Consider the following 16,967-nt stretch of genomic DNA (forward strand, 5'->3'; position numbering starts at 1 on the left):
CCTGTCGTTTGCTTTACTTGGGGACGTGGGCCACGACCGCGCCGGTCGCGTCGACGATTGCGGTCTCGCCCGATGCGCTCACCGATGCCGGCGGCTCGATCGATTCCGCGAGCACGAGTTTCGGCGCGCCCGCGTCCGGCTGCGATGACGTGGCGCCTATTGCATCGATGACATCGGCGCCTGTCGCGGCGATGATCGACAGCAGGTCGCTTGCGTACGACAGGAACGCGACCGGCAATGCAGGCTGCGCTTCGCTGGCCTGCGGCGCGCTCCACTGAACGCGCACATCGGCGAGCGCGGATTGCATCGTCTTTTCGTTCAGTTCTCCGAGTTGCCGGAAACCGACCGCAAAACTGGAAGCGGCGCGCAAGCCCGTCTCGAGATTCGTGCGTGCGACGGAGAAGAAAGGCTGCATCAGAACAGGAAACATTTGTACGCTCCATTAGCGATGAAAGTCGGCGAATCATGGAGCAACGGATATGCCATACACGCGGGACTTTCGTTTCGTCAGGACGGCACGCCGATTGCGCCACGCACATGCGCGTCTCTCGACGCGCACCGCGACTTCATCGCATTCAAACGATTTCCAGTGGAGGCAAGCATGGCTGACAACGACCGCGCGCTCGAACCCGTCAACGCTATCAAGACCGAAAGAGCCGACAGCGCCTATGAATTCCCGACGAGCGACAACATGACATCCTCGAATGGAGACCACAGCAGCTTTCGCGAAGCATCGAAGTCATGGGATGCAGGCAACGATGCAACGCCGACGAGCAATCTGCGCTCCGATGCGAAGGCCCGGTTCGCCGACATGCAAGACGCGATGACCCGAAAGTACCGCGCCGCCGCCGATACGACCGACGACTTCGTGCACGAGAATCCGTGGAAGGCGATCACGATGGCCGCGCTGGTCGGCGTGGTCGTGGGCATGCTCGCCGCGCGCTGAGCATCGCTCGTTCGCTGAAAAGGAGGAAAGCATCATGGACGTCCCGGCTAGCGAAGAACAGATTCGGGCACTCGCTTATCGGCTTTGGGAAGAAGCGGGCGGCCCTGAAGGCCGCTCGGACGAGTTCTGGATCATCGCGCAGCAGCAACTGGCGACCGAGCCTGGCATGGGCGGCAACGAATTGCCGGGAGGCGAGCCCGCCGGCGCATCGCCGTCCTCTCGCTGATCTCGAAGATGACTCGACGACGCGCTTACTCGAACCTCGGTTTGCGCGTCGCCCGAAGATAGCGGCGGCCGGCGTCGAGCAGCAGCAAGGCGGCGACGCCCATCGCCACGCCGCGCGTGCCGGGCGGATCGATGCGCGCATCGGTGTAAAGGCTTCGCTCGCGCACCTTGCCGTTGCGGCCCGACCGTTCGCGCAGACTGCCTGCCCCTTCATACAACGCGTCGCCTTCGCCATGAGGCTGCCGCGTGAGTTGCGCCTTCACGCCGACGAGACTGACCAGCCTGTCATACAGTCGCGGTGCGCGCTGGCCGAACGACGCCATCGCGCGCGACGCCCCACCGACATGGACATCGCGCTCGGGCACCTCGGCGCAATGCAATATCGCTTTAGCGACCACCTCGGGCGCATAGACCGGTTGCGGCAGCTTCGGCTCGTGCGTGAGATAGTTTCGCGCGTGCTCGACGAAGAGCGTGTCGATTCCCGCAGGCTTGATGAGCGTGACGGACACCGGCGCACGATCGTTTTCCAGCTCGATGCGCAACGCATCGGTATAGCCCTTCACCGCATGTTTCGACGCGACGTATGCCCCTTGCAGCGGAATGGCGACATCCGACAGTTCACTGCCGAGATTGATCAAAGCGCCGCCATGCTCGCGCAGATGCTTCAACGCACTGAGCGAGCCGTTCACGATGCCCCAGAAATTCGTATCGAAGAGCTTGCGCTGGTCTTCGAGCGGGACGTCGGTACATCGGCCATAGAGCGATACGCCCGCATTGTTGATCCATGTATCGAAGCGCCCGAATCGCGCGATGGCCGCATCGGCTGCGGCCTGCAACTGCGCCGCGTCGCCCACGTCCGCAACGGCGTAAGCCGCTCGCTGGGTGTCACCGTGCGATAACTCGTCCGACAGCGCCTTGAGCGCCGCTTCGTCGCGCGCCACGAGCATGAGGCGCGCGCCGCGCTTCGCCGCCATTCTCGCGGTGACGAGACCGATACCGCTCGTCGCCCCCGTGATGACGATCACTTGTTCGCTGAGTGGTTTGAGCTGTACTCGCATGATGATCTCGCCGGTTATGGTTGGACCAAACCGGGAGAGCATGCGACATGCCGCGTTACGCCCACGAGCGCGCGGGCCGTATGAAAGCGTCGGCCGGAATGCCCGCCGATCGTCCGGCCATGCGCTCGAATTCGATCGGGTCGTGGCTGCAAAACACGTCGAGCTTGCCGCGCCAATCGACGCTGGCGCACAGCTCACGCAGCCTCGCCTGATTCCTTAGCCGCGCCGCGCGGTCCTTTTCCATCATCCATTGATAGAACGCCAGTCCCGGTGTACAGCGCGGATGTTCGAGATCCATCTCCGTATGAAAGAAATACGCGTCGGCCGCCAGCAGCAGCCAACCGTTTTCCTTGCGTACCGCGATGCCCGCATGACCGAAGGTGTGTCCTCTGAGCGGCACGAGTGCGATACCGTCCAACGAATCCGAGAGCGGCCGCACGCATTCGAAGCCATGCCAGCGGTCGCCGGCGGTGGCGTCGTGAAGTTGCCAGTTCGGCTGCGTCGACCATTGTTGAGGTCTGAAGCGCTGCCGATCGAGCCACGTCTGCTGACGCACCGCATAGTCGCGCTCGATGCGCAGCAGATGCACCTTCGCGTGCGGGAAATCATCGAGGCCGCCCGCATGATCGAAGTCGAGATGACTGAGCACGATATGCCGCACGTCGCTGGCCGAAAAGCCCAGCCGTTCGATCTGGCGTAGCGCGGTCATCTCCTCGCGAAAGTCCGGCTTGAGCATCAGCAGGAAGAACGCCGACAGGCGGCTGCGCGGATCGGCGACATCGCGCAATCCGAAGCCTGTATCGATCAGAACGAGACCTTCGCCCGTTTCGACGAGCAGGCAATGGCACGTCAGTTCGCCCCGGCGCAGAAGGCCGGGCGTGCGGCCATCGAAGAGCTTGCCGCCGAGCGGACAGCTCGATACGCAGTTAAGGTGATGAACACGCACGCCATGCCTCAAGCAGAGCGGTCTTCGCGCGGCACTTCGACCGGCAGCGCGCGCTTGTGGCGCGTCGCCGTATAGAAGCGGCGAATGGTCAGCCGCACTTCTTCGCTGACTTCCTTGCCCTCCAGAAAGTTGTCGATGTCTTCATAGCTCACGCCATAGCTATCCTCGTCGGGGCGTTGCGGCGTAAGCGATTCGAGATCGGCTGTCGGCACTTTCATCACGAGGCGATCCGCCGCGCCCATCGAACGCGCAAGCGCACGCACGCGGCGCTTGTTCAGACCCGACAAGGGCAGCACGTCCGCGCCGCCGTCGCCGAACTTCGTGAAGAATCCCATCAGCGATTCGGCCGCGTGATCGGTGCCGATGACGACGCCCACCCGCGCGCCCGCAACGGCGTATTGCGCGATCATGCGCTCGCGCGCCTTGATGTTGCCGAGCACGAAGTCTTCCTGGAAGTCGTCCGTGTACTGCGCGCCACCCTCTTTGAGCGCCGCGAGCATGGCGTCGGATGGGCCCTTGACGTTGACGGTCAGCGTCTCGTCCGGACGTATGAAATCGAGCGCGAGCCGGGCGTCTTCCTCATCGCGCTGCGTGCCATAGGGCAGTCTCAGCGCGACGAAGTGCGCGTCATAACCGCTCGCGCGAAGACGTTCGACGCTCAGTTGCGCGAGGCGCCCCGCCGTCGACGAATCCACGCCGCCGCTGATCCCCAGCACGTAAGTGCGAAGTCCCTGCGATGAGAGATAGCTGCAAAGAAAGTCGATGCGCCGCTCGCGCTCGGCTTCGACGTCGAAATCGCTCGCGACACCCAGTTCGCGAATCACGGCTGCCTGCCAGCTGCGCCAATCGGTAGCTTGCTCGTTCATCGTTTCTCCCTGACTCGCTGTGCGTGCTGCTGATCGAAGTAGTGTTCGATGCGCGATAGCGCATAAAGCGCCGCTTCGCGCCGGACATCGTTGCGTTCGCCTTCGAATTTCTTCGTCTCGCTGAAGGTGACGATGGTGCCATCGCGCGCACGATACGACCACGCGAAGCACTGCGTACCCGATGGCGGCCCGTCGGGCACCGCATCGGCGACGCCCGTATTCGATACCGCGATCTGCGCGCAACATGCTTCCTGCCGCAGCGCGCCCTCCGACATCTCGCGCGCGACGGCTTCGCTCGTCAGCCCATGCTGCTGCATGGTGTCCTCGCGCACGCCGAGGAAGCCCGCCTTGCCAGTCGGCGAGTACGTGACGAAGCCCACGTCGAGACAGCTTCCGCTGCCGGGCACCGACGACACCAGCGAGGCGATGAATCCGCCGGTACACGATTCGGCTGTCGCGAGCATGAGTCCGCGCGAGGTGAGGAATGACACGGCCTGACGGGGAATGTCCATGATTCGGCCTTCCGAAAGGTTCTGGTCTGTTGCGATGCTGTTAGCAGTTCGTATGCCACTGCGGGAGCCCGGCATGTCGTGTGACAGCCGCAAAGAAAACGACGCACGCCGAACCCTGTCGGCGTGCGTCGATGTCGCGCTTACGGCAAGGCGTCGATCAGGACCGGGCTTCCGTTCCTTTGAGATTTCCATGCTTGTGAGCATGCGTGGCGCCGTACTTCAGCTCGAAGTGCGCGCCTTTTCCGCTCCGGGTGGGCGGAAAGTGCTCGCCTTCCACGCAGGTCACTTCGAACGTGTCCTTGCCGTCATCGTGGACCACCGAGTAGATACCCGAGACCTTCACGATCTCGCCCGGCTTGTATGAATTGTCGCCTGCCATCTTCATCTCCAGAGTGAACGAATTTCAGCCCTTCTGCTGCACTTCCTCGGCGAGTTGCGTCTTCGCGAGCTGGGTCAGTTTCTCGTCCGTGGCCTTCTCTTCCTGCAAGGTATCGAGCAAAAGTTTCATCGCGTCCTCGTTGCCGAGTTGCTTCGCGAGCGTCGCCAGCGTGCCGTAGGTCGCGATCTCGTAGTGCTCGACCTTTTGCGCGGCGGCGATCAACGCGGCGTCGCGAATCGGGCCCTGCTCGAAGGTTTCGATTTCGTCCTGCGCTTCCTCGACGAGACCTTCCATCGCCGCACATTTGATGCGCTTCAACTTGACGCCGAAAAGTTCGACCACCTGATCGATGCGCTCGATCTGCCCGTTCGTTTCCTCCAGATGCGTCTCGAACGCCTGCTTCAGTTGCCCGTTGGTCGTCGCCCGTGCGAGCTTCGGCAGCGCTCTCGTCAGTTGCTTCTCGGCGCTGTACACGTCGGAAAGTGCATGAATGAAAAGGTCCTGCAACGTTTTCGATGCCATGATGCCTCCGGTTCGGGATCGGGTTGATGGGACGCGCCGGCTCGACCGGCGCCCGCTTCTCTCCGCGCAATTCGCGTGCCGTGCAATCTTGATCAGCTTGCCTAACGGTTCTGGATGCGCAGTCGCGGCTATTCGAGCGCCATCGTCTCGATGGCGTCGCCGATGCGGCCCGCGTCGTCGTAATGCACCATATGCCCGAGGCCCGGCATGATCGAAAGCGCGCTTTGTGCGATGTCCTTGTAAAGACGGCCCGACTGCGAGTCCGTATCGACGATTGCGTCGTCGCTGCCGGCAAAAATGCGAACCGGCACGTCGATCTCGCCGTATCGCCCGGACATCGATGCCGCGGCCGGAATCATGCAAGCGGCGTCCTCTGCCGTCGCGCGCATCTGCGACGGGCGCAAGACCAGTTCGCGCGGTACATGGCCGTGAAAGGCATCGGGTACGGCGCGCGGCGCGAACATGGCCTGCACCGTGCGGCCGTACATCATGCGAGCGACGATCGGCGACACGGTGTAGCGCAGCACATCGCCGACGATCGGCATGGCCGCGGGCGCGCTGATCGCAACGTCCGCGCGCGCAGTGGGATAGTAGTAACCCGAGATCAGCGTGAGTCCGCGAATGTCCAGGCGTGGTTCGAGCGCCATCGCCGCTGCGACGAGACTGCCGAGCGAATGACCGACGACCACCGCTTGCGTCAGTCCCAGCCTTTTAAGCGCAAGCTGGATCGACGTGGCCTGAGCCTGCGGCGTCCAGATGCGCGCGCGCGGCCGCTCGCTGTGCCCGAAGCCGGGACGATCGAAGGCGATTACGCGGTGACGCCGGGCGAGCCGCTCGAACAATCCGCTCGCCACGAAGTCTTGCGACGCGACCAGATTGCCATGCAGCAGGACGACGACCGGGCCTTCTCCTTCGTCGAGATAGTGGAGGCGCACGCCATCGACATCGATGAATTGGCCCGTGGGCGGAAAGTCGCGTTCCGCGCGCCGCGCTCGCATGGCCGTCCATGCGGCAAGACCGATCGACGCGACAGCCGCGCCGCCGGCTATCGCCCGGCGCGAGAGCAGGGATCCGGTTCGTGTATCTGACATGCGTTACCCGTTCGGTCTGATGAATCCGGCGAACCCGCGCTGCCTCGTAGACGCGCCAGCGAGCCCGCAAGAAAAAGCAGCCCCGCGTGGTTCCGCGCGGGGCTTCGTCCATCGCTTCGGCTTCGGTGCTCCGAAACCGTCAGCCGGGCTTATTGCACGCCCTTCTTCGCGGCGAGATCCTGCGCCATCTTCAGGTGCTTCTGGATGGTCGGCAGCGCCTTCTGCGCCGCCTTCTTGAGGTCGGCGTTCTGGCCTTCCTGCGCTTCCTTCTGGAAAGCGGCGACGGCCTTCTGATGCCCTTCGACGCCGACCTTCTGAATGTACATGGTGTCGAATTCCTTGCCCTTGAGCGGCTTGAGCGCATCGATAACCGTCGTGTCCGAATTGTCCTTCGGCACTTCGACGCCATGCGGCGCCGCCATCTTCAGCTGCATCGTCAGCTTCGTATGGTCGATCATCATGTGATGCGCGAAGCTTTTCACGTCCTTGTCCTGCGACTGGCTGGTCGCCAGCTTGGCCGTGTCGATCTCGGTCGAGCTCGATTCGCTGGCGGCCTGTACGAAAGCCTTGTCCACCGCCGGCAGGTCGTTGGCCTGAGTGGTGCTCGCTGCCTGCGTCTGTGCCAGCACGGTGATAGGCGCCGCGCCGATGAAACCTGCCGCGACGAGTGTAACGAGAGCCGAATGTGCCTTCATGGAAGCCTCCTGAGTAAATGGTCGATTCGCGGCATATGTCAGCAATTGCGATGCCGTGCCCCGCGCTGGACAGGCACAACGGCTGCTGTCGAAGCCCATGATTCATTGATCAAGGGAGCGAATCATGGCAAGCAACTCATCCTCCGGCGGTTCCAACAGCGTGTTCATCGACATGCAGAAAGCCTTGAAGGGCGTCGACTATCCCGCCGACAAGCAGACGCTCGTCGAAACCGCGCGCAGCAACGGCGCAAGCGAAGACGTGATGTCCGCGCTCGATGCGTTGCCGGATCAGCAGTTTCAGACGCCCGCGGAGGTGTCGAAGGCAGTCGGTCAGGAAGAAGGCTGAGTCGGTAGACGGCGCGCGCAGCGCATTGCCGCTCAGGTAAGCAGCTTCTTCATCTCGACGATGAGATCGGACTTGCCTTCGAAGCCGATGCCCGGCAGGTCCGGCATCGTGATGTAGCCGTTCTCGACCTTGACGCCGTCGGGGAAGCCGCCGTATGGCTGGAACAGGTCCGGATACGACTCGTTGCCGCCGAGACCCAAGCCCGCCGCGATGTTCAGCGACATCTGATGGCCGCCGTGCGGGATGCATCGGCTCGGAGACCAGCCGTGCTCGCGCAGCATGTCGAGCGTGCGCAGATATTCGACGAGACCGTAACTCAGCGCGCAGTCGAACTGAAGCCAGTCGCGGTCGGCACGCATGCCGCCGTAACGGATGAGATTGCGAGCGTCCTGCATCGAGAACAGGTCTTCGCCCGTGGCCATCGGATTGGCATAGTAGTTGCGCAGCGTGGCTTGCAGTTCGAAGTCGAGCGGGTCGCCCGGCTCTTCGTACCAGAAGAGGTCGTATTGCGAGAGCGCCTTCGCATAGCGAATGGCCGTGTCGAGGTCGAAGCGGCCGTTTGCATCGACTGCGAGCTTTTGGCCGTCCTGCAGCACGCTCAGGATGGAGTCGATACGGCGCAGGTCTTCATCGAGCGATGCTCCGCCGATCTTCTTCTTCACGACCGTATAACCCCGATCGATGTAGCTGCGCATCTCGTCCTTGAGCTTTTCGTGATCTTGGCCCGGATAGTAGTAACCGCCCGCCGCGTACACGAAAATCCTGCGGTCCGGCTCACCGTCGCCATAGCGGTCGGCGAGCAGTTGGAATAGCGGCTTGCCCTCGATTTTCGCGACCGCGTCCCAGATCGCCATGTCGATCGTGCCGATGGCGACCGAGCGTTCGCCATGACCGCCCGGCTTCTCGTTCGTGAACATCGTCGCCCAGATCTTGTGCGGGTCGAGATTGTCGCCTGCGTCGTTCATGAGCGAAGCGGGATCGGCTTCGAGGATGCGCGGAATGAAGCGCTCGCGCATCAGCGTGCCCTGGCCGTAGCGGCCGTTCGAGTTGAAGCCGTAGCCGACGACCGGCTCGCCATCGCGCATGACATCGGTGATGACGGCAACCACGCTCAACGTCATCTTGCTGAAGTCGATGTAGGCGTTACGAATGGGTGAACTGATCGGTACGGTCTTCTCGCGGATTTCGACGATTCTCACGGCAATGTCTCCAGGGTCTTGGCAGGTATTGCAACCCGGCGGCTGCAACGTGGAACGTAGCTTACCCGCGACGAACGCTGCTAAACTGCACTTCCGTTCACATCATTATTCACATCCGGTGAATACCGAAACGCAGACCGCGACCGACTTCGAGTTCTTTATCCTGCTTGCGAAGCTCAGGAGTTTGTCGGGGGCGGCGCGTGCGCTCGATCTGTCTCCGCCCGCCGCGACCAAGCGGCTTGGCGTCATCGAGCAAAGGCTCGGCGTGCGCCTCGTCAACCGGACGACCCGCAGCGTCAGCCTCACGCCCGAAGGGGAAACGTATCTGCGCTACGCGACTCACATCGTCGGACAGGTGCGTGAGATGGAAGAGGCGTTATCGGTCGCGAGCCGCGATCCGCAAGGCCCGTTGCGCATCAATGCAACGCTCGGATTCGGCCGGACGACCATCGCCCCGATCGTTTCGGAATTCGCGAAGCGCTATCCGGGCGTCGAAGTCCAGTTCGAAGTATCGGACCGTCCTGTCGATCTGATCGAAGGCGCGTTCGATCTGGCGATACGCTTCGGCGATCTTCCGGACAGCCGGCTCAGTGCGCGGCGAATCATGAGCAACCGGCGGTTCTTATGCGCGTCGCCGAAATATCTCGAGAAATACGGCACGCCGGAGCGCGTCGAAGAACTGGCTCGGCATCGCTGCATCATTCATCGACAGAACGACGATGCCTACGGCGTGTGGCGCTATATCGTCAATGACCACATCGAGGCGATCAAGGTCAAGGGCGCGCTGTCGAGCAATGACGGCGATATCGTGCTTCGCTGGGCGCTCGACGGACACGGCATTCTGATCCGCTCGGAATGGGATCTCGCGAAGTACGTGCAAAGCGGAAGGCTCAATCTCGTGATGCCGAACACCGTGCTGCCCTCGGCCGATCTCTTCGTCTACTATCCGCGGCAGAAGAATCAGACTGCTCGCGCGCGCGCGTTCATCGATTTCCTGGTCGGCCGGTTTCAGGCGCCCTTCACGCCGGTCGATACAGGCAGCGAACTTCGCGAGCGCAAGAAGCGAAGTCCGCGCCGTTGAGCGGCCGCCGATGTCTCATGCCGGCATCTGGCAGATGACGCCGTACCAGCCCAGACCGCGATAGGTCTCGTAACCGGGCGTCGCTGCAAACGATACGACTGCACCGCCGGCATCGCGGTAGAAGCCCGATTCCTTGCCGCCCGTCTGCAAGCGAAAGCGCTCGTTGAGGATGCCCTTGCCATCCGACGCGGCGATCACCCGAAACGACGAATCCAGGATCAGACAGCGCGAGCGCGCCCACTCTTCGTTGCTCAGGCGAACGCCTTTGACGACGGTCTCGGCTTGAGGCGCCCAGTCGAAGAAGATGATGAGCGCTCCGAGCACGCGACCATCCGGCGCGCCGCCCTCGCGAATCGCCGTCGAATACGTCGCGACCTGTGCGTTGTCGAGCGGCGCGACTGTCTCGACATCCGACGCCACGTATTGCGCGCCCGACGCCGTCTTCATTGCGGCCTTGTACCACTCCGCGCCCGCCACGTTCTGCCCGCGCACCGCGTAAGTCGAGTGACGTCCGTTCGCCACGACCACGCCGTTCGCATCGACGACCCAGAGATCCCGATAAACCGTGTAGCTATCCAGGATGACCTTGAGGCGGCTGCAGGCATGATCGCGCGCCGCCGCGCGCTCATCGGCGAGACATCCGACCAATGCCGAGTCCGTCGCCCACCAGCGCACGTCGCAGGAGCGCTCGTACAGGTTGCGGTCGATGATGTCGATCATGTTCAACGCAAGGTCCGTGTACCGCTGACCGTCGAGCGATCGCATCCGCTCGATCATGCTGTCGCCGAGTTCCGTGAGCGTCGCAAGCGATCCGGCAAGCTCTTTGTTGAGGCCGGCCGTGATGTCGGAGATGCGTGTCGATACGTGCTTCACCTGCTTGGCGACGACAGCGAAGCCCTTGCCCGCATCGCCGGCGCGGGCAGCTTCGATCAGCGCGTTCAGTGCCAGGAAGGTGGTCTCGCGGTTGATATCGTTGATGTCGCTGATCTTGCCCGAGGCGAGGCGTTTGACTTCATGTGTCAGATCGACGATAGCTTGCGGATTGGACATGTGGCTTCTTCGTAGGGTCGGTTTTGTATCCCGATCAATGCAAGGTTCGCGCCTGTTTGTCTGACGATTGAGCTTTTACGAAGCAAACGTTTGTGAAGTGACGCGTGCTTTCACCGAGCACCAGTGAAGCGAAAACATGCCCTGTTTCGAGCCGCGTCAGTCGCGCTAGTCGTGTTATCAGCGAACGGGCTTCAATCGTAAAAACAAACTGAAAGGCGGCGAAACGTGCGGTAGCGCACATTTTGTTCAGAAGTGTTGACCGCAACGGTTCAGAACCGGATGCGCTGCTTCGTCCTTAACGACGAACACTTTTCTTCCACACGCGAAGACGCAGCCACGCGTTCAGACAACACATGGACTCGACCGCCGAACACGATCTGATCCGGGACTTGTCCCGCAATGTCCTGATGCAGCTCGCGCCGAACGAGCTGCCGCTTTTCGCGGCGGCGAGCGCGGCGTGGTTTGCCGATCCGGACGCCGCGATGAGGGCATCGAAAAATCGCGATGCCGCGCTCGGCTTCGGCGCCGAATCGTTCTCGATCCTCTTCACGCCGCTCGTGCTTCAGGTCGTGTCGGAGATCATGCCGATCCTCGGCGGCATCGCGCTCAAGGCGGCGGAAACGGCCATCGGCGAAGAAGTGTCCGCGCGCGTGCGGAAGATGTTCCGGGGCGAAGAACCCGAAGCCGTCGCGATCCTGAGCCCCGAACAGTTGGGCGAAGTCCATCGCCATGTGATCGCGGCCGGCTCGCGCCTGCGTCTCGATCGCGCACAAGCCGCGCACCTTGCCGATGCCGTCGTCGCGCAACTGGCCCTGCCGAAGAAGTGAGCGAATCGTGCTGCAATCCGTCACGACGAACACGCGCAGGCCGCGGCTCAATCCGTTGCCGTTTCCGTCCGACATCGCGCTGAGGTTCGATCTGCTGATCGTGCTTATCGTGTGCGTCAGCATCCAGTTCTATGGGCATTTCTGGGAAAGCCTGCACGTCGAGGCGACGGAAAAGCTCGTCGCGTGCGCGTCGGATATGTTCGCGGGCGTTTTCGATCCGCGATTACTGACTCGGGACGTGCTGTCCGCTTCGGAAATGCGTGTGCAGTTCGCACCGCAATTCGCGCATTGCATGGCGCTTCTGCGGCCGCAAATGGCGTGGAAAGGCGCGGGAATCGTCGCGACGCTCGCGCTCGCCAGCGTCTTCTACTGGTGCTTTCCCGCGTGGAAGCTGAAGTCGCAGCGGCTCGTGCCGATCGCAAAGGACGATCCGCCCGGTCTTTTCGATGCCCTCATCGCCCTTTGCGGCGAAGCGCAGTTGAATCCGCCGCCCGCTTTCGTCTGGAATCCGCTCGCGACCGGCCTGCCGGTCACGTTCGGGCGTCGCCGCGACTATTACGTCGCGCTCTCCGGCGCGTTCGTCGCCAATTATTTCTACGCGGATCGCGCCGCCTTCCGCGCGATCGTCCTGCATGAACTCGCGCACATCCGTAACCGTGACATCGACAAGACGTTCATGACGATTGCCGCGTGTTTCGCGTTCGTCATCGTGAGCGTCGTGCCCTTGCTCGGCGTCGCTCTGTTTGCCGGGCACGCGCTGCGCGACACCGCCTGGCTGCTCGCAAAGACCGGGCTGTGGAGCGCGCTCGTGCTGCTGTCGGGCGCGTCGGTGCTGCGCGTGAGGGAGTTTTACGCGGACGTGCAAGCGTCGCAATGGGACGGCTCGCCCGTTCACGTCGATCGTGTGCTCGCGCGGATGCGCGACGACAGCAACAAGCGCGCGCGCACGTTCCTGAGCCTGCATCCGCGCGGCGATGCGCGTCGCGCCGTGCTCGCCGACACCACGCCGCTCTTTCGCCTCGGCAAGTGGGATGCGCTCGGCATCGGCTTCGGCGCGGGCGTCGTCATCGAAACGATGAACGGTCTCGTGCTCGGCCTCGTGCCCGGCGAAGCGCAAGCGGCGGTCTTGCGCGTGACGATCATCGCGTCGGCGGTGGTGCCGCTCGCCGTGATGATCTTCGCGATCGGCGCGCTCACGACGGGCGTCTGGCGCGGCGCCTATGCAGCGGTGCTGAACGGCCGCGATCCGGTGAAGGGCACGGCGGCGGCGGGCGCCGTGTTCGCGCTCGGCTACTTCGTCAATCAGATGCTCCTCGGCGCGGGGCTGCTTTGGGGCGGCCCGGCCCAGCCGCGCATGACCGCCGACACGCTGACGACGGTGCTCGAAGTCCACGCGGTCGCGCTCGTGCTCGCGGCCATCGGATGCTGGATGATCTGCGACTGGATCGCGCGCTCGGCCGCCGCGTGGACTGGCGTCGCCGTGAGAAGCCGCTCGCCGCTTTTCGCGCTCAGGCTGACGAGCGCGGTTTCCATCGCGGGCGTCGCGGGGATGTTCGCGTGGGGCACGTTCGCGTCGATGTCGATCGTGACGCTCGGGCCGCATCAGACGTTCTATACGTCGCTCGTGATGGCCGCGCCGCCGGTGGTCATCGCGGCGTTCGGGTCGTGGCTTTTTCCGTGGGCATCGCGATGGTTCGGCCGCGCGCGCCGCGAGCTCGCGCCGTCGTCGTGGGTCTTTGTCGACGACGCATTCCGCTTGCGTCTTCCCGAGTTCCGACCGGGCCGCGCGCTGTCGACGGGCATCATCGCCGGGCTCGTCTTCTGTCTCTGGATCGAACTGTTGCGGTTTCGCCGCTTCCTTCCGCACGATGCCGAAAGCACGATCTACGCGACGTTCTCCGCGCTGCTGCACGTCGCGCAACGCGCGGGCGAAAGCGGCTTCGCGATCGTCATGCCGATCGCGCTGACGGCGGCGCTCGCGGCGCTGATCGCGGCGTCGCGTCGGGGCGCCTTCAACGCGCTCTACGGCTTGTGCGCCGGATCGATCGCGGGCGCGGTGATGAGCGTGGGCGGCCTCGTGACCATCGACCTCAACGCGCAATCGACGTTCGAGTCGAGCATGACGTCGGTGCTGCTGTACCTCGGCGTGGCGTCGCTGGCCGCCCTTCCCGCTTCGATGATCGGCGCGCTCGCCGGCAAATTGGGCAGGTCTTCGGACGGACATGACCGCTTGTTGATGGTTCGCAAAGCGGTCGTCGCCATGCTCGGGATCGTGGTCATCGCCGGATGGATCAAGTCGCTGAGCGACGTCATCTGAAGTCGGCCTGCGAAGTGACCAGGCGCGATTCGGATCGCGCGTCCGGGCAGATCAACTTCACCAGCCGTTCTACGATATCGTGCATCGTCGAACCTGGATTGAATATGTCGGCGACGCCTTTCTTTCGCAGCAAGAAGGCGTCTTCGTCGGGCACGATTCCGCCGACGACGAGCGGCGTGTGCACGCCGCGCTCCGCAAGCTCGCGCAGCAATCGAGGCACGAGCGTGCCGTGCGCACCGGCAAGCGACGAGACGCCGATGACATCGTACGGCCGTTGCGCAGCGAGCTTCGCGGCCTGCGCCGGCGATGCAAACAATCCGGTAGCCGTCACATCGAAGCCTGCATCTTCCAGCGCGCACGCCACGACATTCGCGCCGCGATCGTGTCCGTCCAGTCCCAGTTTCGCGATCAACATGCGTGGCTTTCGGCCGAGCGTTTCGCCGAGTTGCGCGACGCGAGCGCACGCCGCGTGCCATGCGTCGTCATGGCGACATTCTCCGTACACGCGTGTCGTATTCGCCGATGCCGGATCATGACGCGGCCACACGGCTTCGAGCGCGCGCGTGCATTCACCCACGGTCGCGCGGGCGCGCATGCAATCGATCGTCAGCGCGAGCAGATTGCCGGCATCGTTGCGTGCGGCGCGCGTCAATGCGGCGAGCGCGGCACGCACGCGAGATTCGTCACGCCGACGCAGCACGTCGGCGATTCTGTGCGACTGCTGCACGCGCACGCGTTCGCCATCGATCGCGAGACAGGCGGGCGCATCGTCGTCGGCATCGTCGGCAATAAACGCGTTCGCGCCGACGATCGTCTGCGTTCCCGAATCGATGCGCGCCTGCGTCGCCGCCGCACGCTCCTGAATCCGCCGATGAACCCAGCCCGTGCGAATTGCTTCGAGCGCACCGCCGCGCGCCTCGATTTCGTCGACGATCTCGCGCGCTTGCGCAGCGACGCTCGCCGTCAGCGATTCCATCATGTACGAACCCGCCCACGGATCGACGACCTCGCACAGCCCCATCTCGTGCTGAAGAATCAATTGCGTGTCGCGTGCGAGCTGCGCAGCGGATGCCGATGGCAACGCAAGCGCTTCGTCATGTGCATTCGTGTGCAGCGATTGCGTGCCGCCGAACACTGCCGCCATCGCTTCGACGGTCGTGCGAACGATATTGTTTTGCGTGCGCGTCGCGCCGAGCGACCAGCCCGACGTCTGGCAATGCATCCGCAGCGCGCGACTCTTCGCCGACGTCGCGCCCTCTTCCTCGGCCATGCTCGACCAGATGAGCCGCGCCGCGCGCAGCTTCGCGATCTCCGCAAAGAAGTCCGCGCCGACGCCGAAGAAAAAGCTCAGTTGCTCGCAGACGGCATCCGCGTTCAGGCCGCGCGCGCGCAGCGCACGCACATACGCGCGGGCGTTGGCGAACGTCAGCCCCAGCTCCAGCGATGCATCCGCGCCCGCTTCCTGAAAGTGATAACCCGAAACGGACAGCGCCTTGAAGCGCGGCATCCGCTCGCTCAAAAACTGCACGACATCCGCGACGATTCGCATCGACGGTTCCGGCGCGAACACGCAGGTGTTGCGCACCATGAACTCCTTGAGGATGTCGTTCTGCACGGTGCCGGAGAGCGACGCCATCGCGATGCCGCGTTCCTCCGCCGCGACGATGTACGCCGCGAGCACGGGCAGCACGGCGCCGTTCATCGTCATCGACACGGAGACGCGTTCTAGCGCGATGCCTTCGAAAAGACGCGCCATGTCGTCGACGGTATCGATGGCCACGCCCGCAAGACCGACATCGGCGCGCGCTTCATCGTCGGTCGAGTCGTAGCCGAGTTGCGTCGGCAGATCGAACGCGACGGACAAGCCCTGCGCGCCGCGATCGAGCGCCCGGCGAAACGCGAGGTTCGAATCGGCGGCATCGGCGTAACCGGCGTACTGGCGCAGGGTCCACGGTCTCGTCGTGTACATCGACGGATACGGTCCGCGCACGAACGGCGCGGCGCCGGGCATCGAGTCGAGATGCGCGAGACCTTCCAGATCGACCGCCGTGTAAAGCGGCTTGCGCGGCACGCGGTTCATGCGCGTCTCCGTGTCTTGTGTGTCAGCACGTCGGCGATCTTCACGCCATCGCGCGTGCGCTCGATCTCGCACCAGTGCGCGATGCGCGCATCGTCGATCGACGCGCGCCGAAACGTGGCCCGCAGCCCTTCGCCGACGTTGATGTTGCCGTGATAATGCAGCTCGCGCGACACGAGCGCGGGCAAGTCCGCGTGACGCCACGTTTGCCATTCCGCACGATCGACGAACGCCTGAAAGCTCGCGAAGTACAGAAAGTCGGCGCCGTTGAAGTCGCTGTACGGGCATGGCAAAAACTCGACCGGCGCGGATTCCGCCTCGTGCAAAGCGAATCCGTCGATGCTCGCTCCTGCTTCACGCAGGCGCAGCTTGCGCGCCCTATCCTGCATGTCGGCGATGAGCGGATTCATCGGCGCGATCTCGCCTTTGAGGTTCGCAAAGCTCGCCCGCGCGACCGAGCGATTGTTGCGCGCTTCGGTGCGTCGCACGAAAGTGGACATCATCGACAACGCGGCGATCGTGCCGCCTTTGCCGCTTACGCGATGCTCGCTGAAGTGCCGCACCGGACCCACACGCGAAAGCTCGGTGCGTATGCAGAGCGCGTCGTTCTCGCGCACATCGTGCATGCCTTCGGCGCGCAGCCGGATCGACGTGAACGCGGCATACGCGCGGCCGCCTTCGTCGGAGATGAAGTCGCTCGCCGTTTCGCGTGCGAGCGCGTCCCAATGCCGGTCGCCGCACTCTTTCAGCAGCCAGTTCTCCGAGAGCCCCGCGCAATTGAGCTGCGGCATGCCGGCGCGATAGGTATCGTCGTGACGAGGCATGAGCTT

General features: G+C 63.6%; 19 protein-coding genes. 6 read left to right on the forward strand and 13 right to left on the reverse strand.

What is annotated here, in order from left to right:
• Nucleotides 1–13: 13 nt before the first annotated feature.
• Complete coding sequence (locus QCE58_RS30385) at nt 14–430, reverse strand: hypothetical protein (protein WP_250522698.1); 417 nt, start codon at nt 428–430, stop codon at nt 14–16.
• Between the two features lie 171 nt (nt 431–601).
• On the opposite strand from QCE58_RS30385, the gene QCE58_RS30390 reads away from it, so the two are divergent.
• Together QCE58_RS30390 and QCE58_RS30395 are read left to right on the forward strand one after the other, a co-directional pair.
• Nucleotides 602–946, forward strand: a complete 345-nt coding sequence (locus QCE58_RS30390; RefSeq protein WP_250522697.1) for a YqjD family protein — start codon at nt 602–604, stop codon at nt 944–946.
• 34 nt (nt 947–980) lie between these two features.
• The gene (locus QCE58_RS30395) at nt 981–1,172 is read left to right on the forward strand and encodes a DUF2934 domain-containing protein (protein WP_008345682.1); all 192 of its coding nucleotides are present in this window, start codon (nt 981–983) and stop codon (nt 1,170–1,172) included.
• A gap of 25 nt (nt 1,173–1,197) precedes the next feature.
• Here QCE58_RS30395 and QCE58_RS30400 read toward each other — a convergent pair whose 3' ends face one another.
• The 8 genes from QCE58_RS30400 to QCE58_RS30435 all read right to left on the reverse strand — a co-directional run bounded on the left by QCE58_RS30400 (nt 1,198) and on the right by QCE58_RS30435 (nt 7,240).
• Nucleotides 1,198–2,229, reverse strand: coding sequence for an SDR family oxidoreductase (locus tag QCE58_RS30400; protein WP_175982158.1), 1,032 nt, complete (start codon nt 2,227–2,229; stop codon nt 1,198–1,200).
• A 55-nt stretch (nt 2,230–2,284) separates the two neighbouring features.
• A complete protein-coding gene (locus tag QCE58_RS30405) occupies nt 2,285–3,175 on the reverse strand; it encodes an MBL fold metallo-hydrolase (RefSeq protein ID WP_250522696.1) in 891 nt (296 codons plus the stop codon).
• Nucleotides 3,176–3,183: 8 nt separating this feature from the next.
• The gene (gene nadE, locus QCE58_RS30410; protein ID WP_250522695.1) at nt 3,184–4,041 is read right to left on the reverse strand and encodes an ammonia-dependent NAD(+) synthetase; all 858 of its coding nucleotides are present in this window, start codon (nt 4,039–4,041) and stop codon (nt 3,184–3,186) included.
• Nucleotides 4,038–4,553: a CinA family protein gene (locus tag QCE58_RS30415; RefSeq protein WP_008345691.1), complete on the reverse strand. Its 516-nt coding sequence runs from the start codon at nt 4,551–4,553 to the stop codon at nt 4,038–4,040. Before QCE58_RS30415 ends, nadE begins: the two co-directional genes overlap by 4 nt.
• 157 nt (nt 4,554–4,710) lie before the next feature.
• Nucleotides 4,711–4,932 carry a hypothetical protein gene (locus QCE58_RS30420; RefSeq protein ID WP_008345692.1) on the reverse strand — a complete coding sequence of 74 codons (222 nt, stop codon included), beginning with the start codon at nt 4,930–4,932 and terminating at the stop codon, nt 4,711–4,713.
• A 24-nt stretch (nt 4,933–4,956) separates the two neighbouring features.
• Nucleotides 4,957–5,454 carry a ferritin-like domain-containing protein gene (locus QCE58_RS30425; RefSeq protein ID WP_008345694.1) on the reverse strand — a complete coding sequence of 166 codons (498 nt, stop codon included), beginning with the start codon at nt 5,452–5,454 and terminating at the stop codon, nt 4,957–4,959.
• 128 nt (nt 5,455–5,582) lie between these two features.
• Nucleotides 5,583–6,545, reverse strand: coding sequence for an alpha/beta fold hydrolase (locus tag QCE58_RS30430; protein WP_008345696.1), 963 nt, complete (start codon nt 6,543–6,545; stop codon nt 5,583–5,585).
• Between the two features lie 149 nt (nt 6,546–6,694).
• Nucleotides 6,695–7,240, reverse strand: coding sequence for a DUF4142 domain-containing protein (locus QCE58_RS30435; protein WP_008345698.1), 546 nt, complete (start codon nt 7,238–7,240; stop codon nt 6,695–6,697).
• A 124-nt stretch (nt 7,241–7,364) separates the two neighbouring features.
• On the opposite strand from QCE58_RS30435, the gene QCE58_RS30440 reads away from it, so the two are divergent.
• Nucleotides 7,365–7,586 (forward strand): DUF2795 domain-containing protein, encoded by a 222-nt coding sequence (locus QCE58_RS30440; protein ID WP_008345700.1) that lies wholly within the window; start codon nt 7,365–7,367, stop codon nt 7,584–7,586.
• A 32-nt stretch (nt 7,587–7,618) separates the two neighbouring features.
• On the opposite strand, the gene QCE58_RS30445 is transcribed toward QCE58_RS30440, so the two are convergent.
• The gene (locus QCE58_RS30445; protein ID WP_309780664.1) at nt 7,619–8,785 is read right to left on the reverse strand and encodes a mandelate racemase/muconate lactonizing enzyme family protein; all 1,167 of its coding nucleotides are present in this window, start codon (nt 8,783–8,785) and stop codon (nt 7,619–7,621) included.
• A gap of 118 nt (nt 8,786–8,903) precedes the next feature.
• Here QCE58_RS30445 and QCE58_RS30450 point away from each other — a divergent pair, with 118 nt between their 5' ends.
• The gene (locus QCE58_RS30450) at nt 8,904–9,866 is read left to right on the forward strand and encodes a LysR family transcriptional regulator (protein WP_250522694.1); all 963 of its coding nucleotides are present in this window, start codon (nt 8,904–8,906) and stop codon (nt 9,864–9,866) included.
• Between the two features lie 15 nt (nt 9,867–9,881).
• On the opposite strand, the gene QCE58_RS30455 is transcribed toward QCE58_RS30450, so the two are convergent.
• Nucleotides 9,882–10,916, reverse strand: a complete 1,035-nt coding sequence (locus tag QCE58_RS30455) for a methyl-accepting chemotaxis protein (RefSeq protein WP_008345706.1) — start codon at nt 10,914–10,916, stop codon at nt 9,882–9,884.
• Between the two features lie 353 nt (nt 10,917–11,269).
• Here QCE58_RS30455 and QCE58_RS30460 point away from each other — a divergent pair, with 353 nt between their 5' ends.
• Together QCE58_RS30460 and QCE58_RS30465 are read left to right on the forward strand one after the other, a co-directional pair.
• A complete protein-coding gene (locus tag QCE58_RS30460; RefSeq protein WP_250522693.1) occupies nt 11,270–11,743 on the forward strand; it encodes a hypothetical protein in 474 nt (157 codons plus the stop codon).
• 7 nt (nt 11,744–11,750) lie between these two features.
• Nucleotides 11,751–14,060, forward strand: coding sequence for a M48 family metalloprotease (locus QCE58_RS30465; RefSeq protein WP_250522692.1), 2,310 nt, complete (start codon nt 11,751–11,753; stop codon nt 14,058–14,060).
• Here QCE58_RS30465 and scpA read toward each other — a convergent pair.
• Together scpA and QCE58_RS30475 are read right to left on the reverse strand one after the other, a co-directional pair.
• Nucleotides 14,053–16,140, reverse strand: a complete 2,088-nt coding sequence (scpA, locus tag QCE58_RS30470; RefSeq protein WP_250522691.1) for a methylmalonyl-CoA mutase — start codon at nt 16,138–16,140, stop codon at nt 14,053–14,055. The genes QCE58_RS30465 and scpA overlap by 8 nt on opposite strands.
• Nucleotides 16,137–16,961, reverse strand: coding sequence for a Pnap_2097 family protein (locus QCE58_RS30475; protein ID WP_250522690.1), 825 nt, complete (start codon nt 16,959–16,961; stop codon nt 16,137–16,139). Before QCE58_RS30475 ends, scpA begins: the two co-directional genes overlap by 4 nt.
• Between the last annotated feature and the right edge of the window lie 6 nt (nt 16,962–16,967).

Origin of the sequence: Caballeronia sp. LZ028 (genome assembly GCF_031451415.1) — a bacterium.
In the GTDB taxonomy this organism is placed as follows: Bacteria; Pseudomonadota; Gammaproteobacteria; order Burkholderiales; family Burkholderiaceae; genus Caballeronia; species Caballeronia zhejiangensis.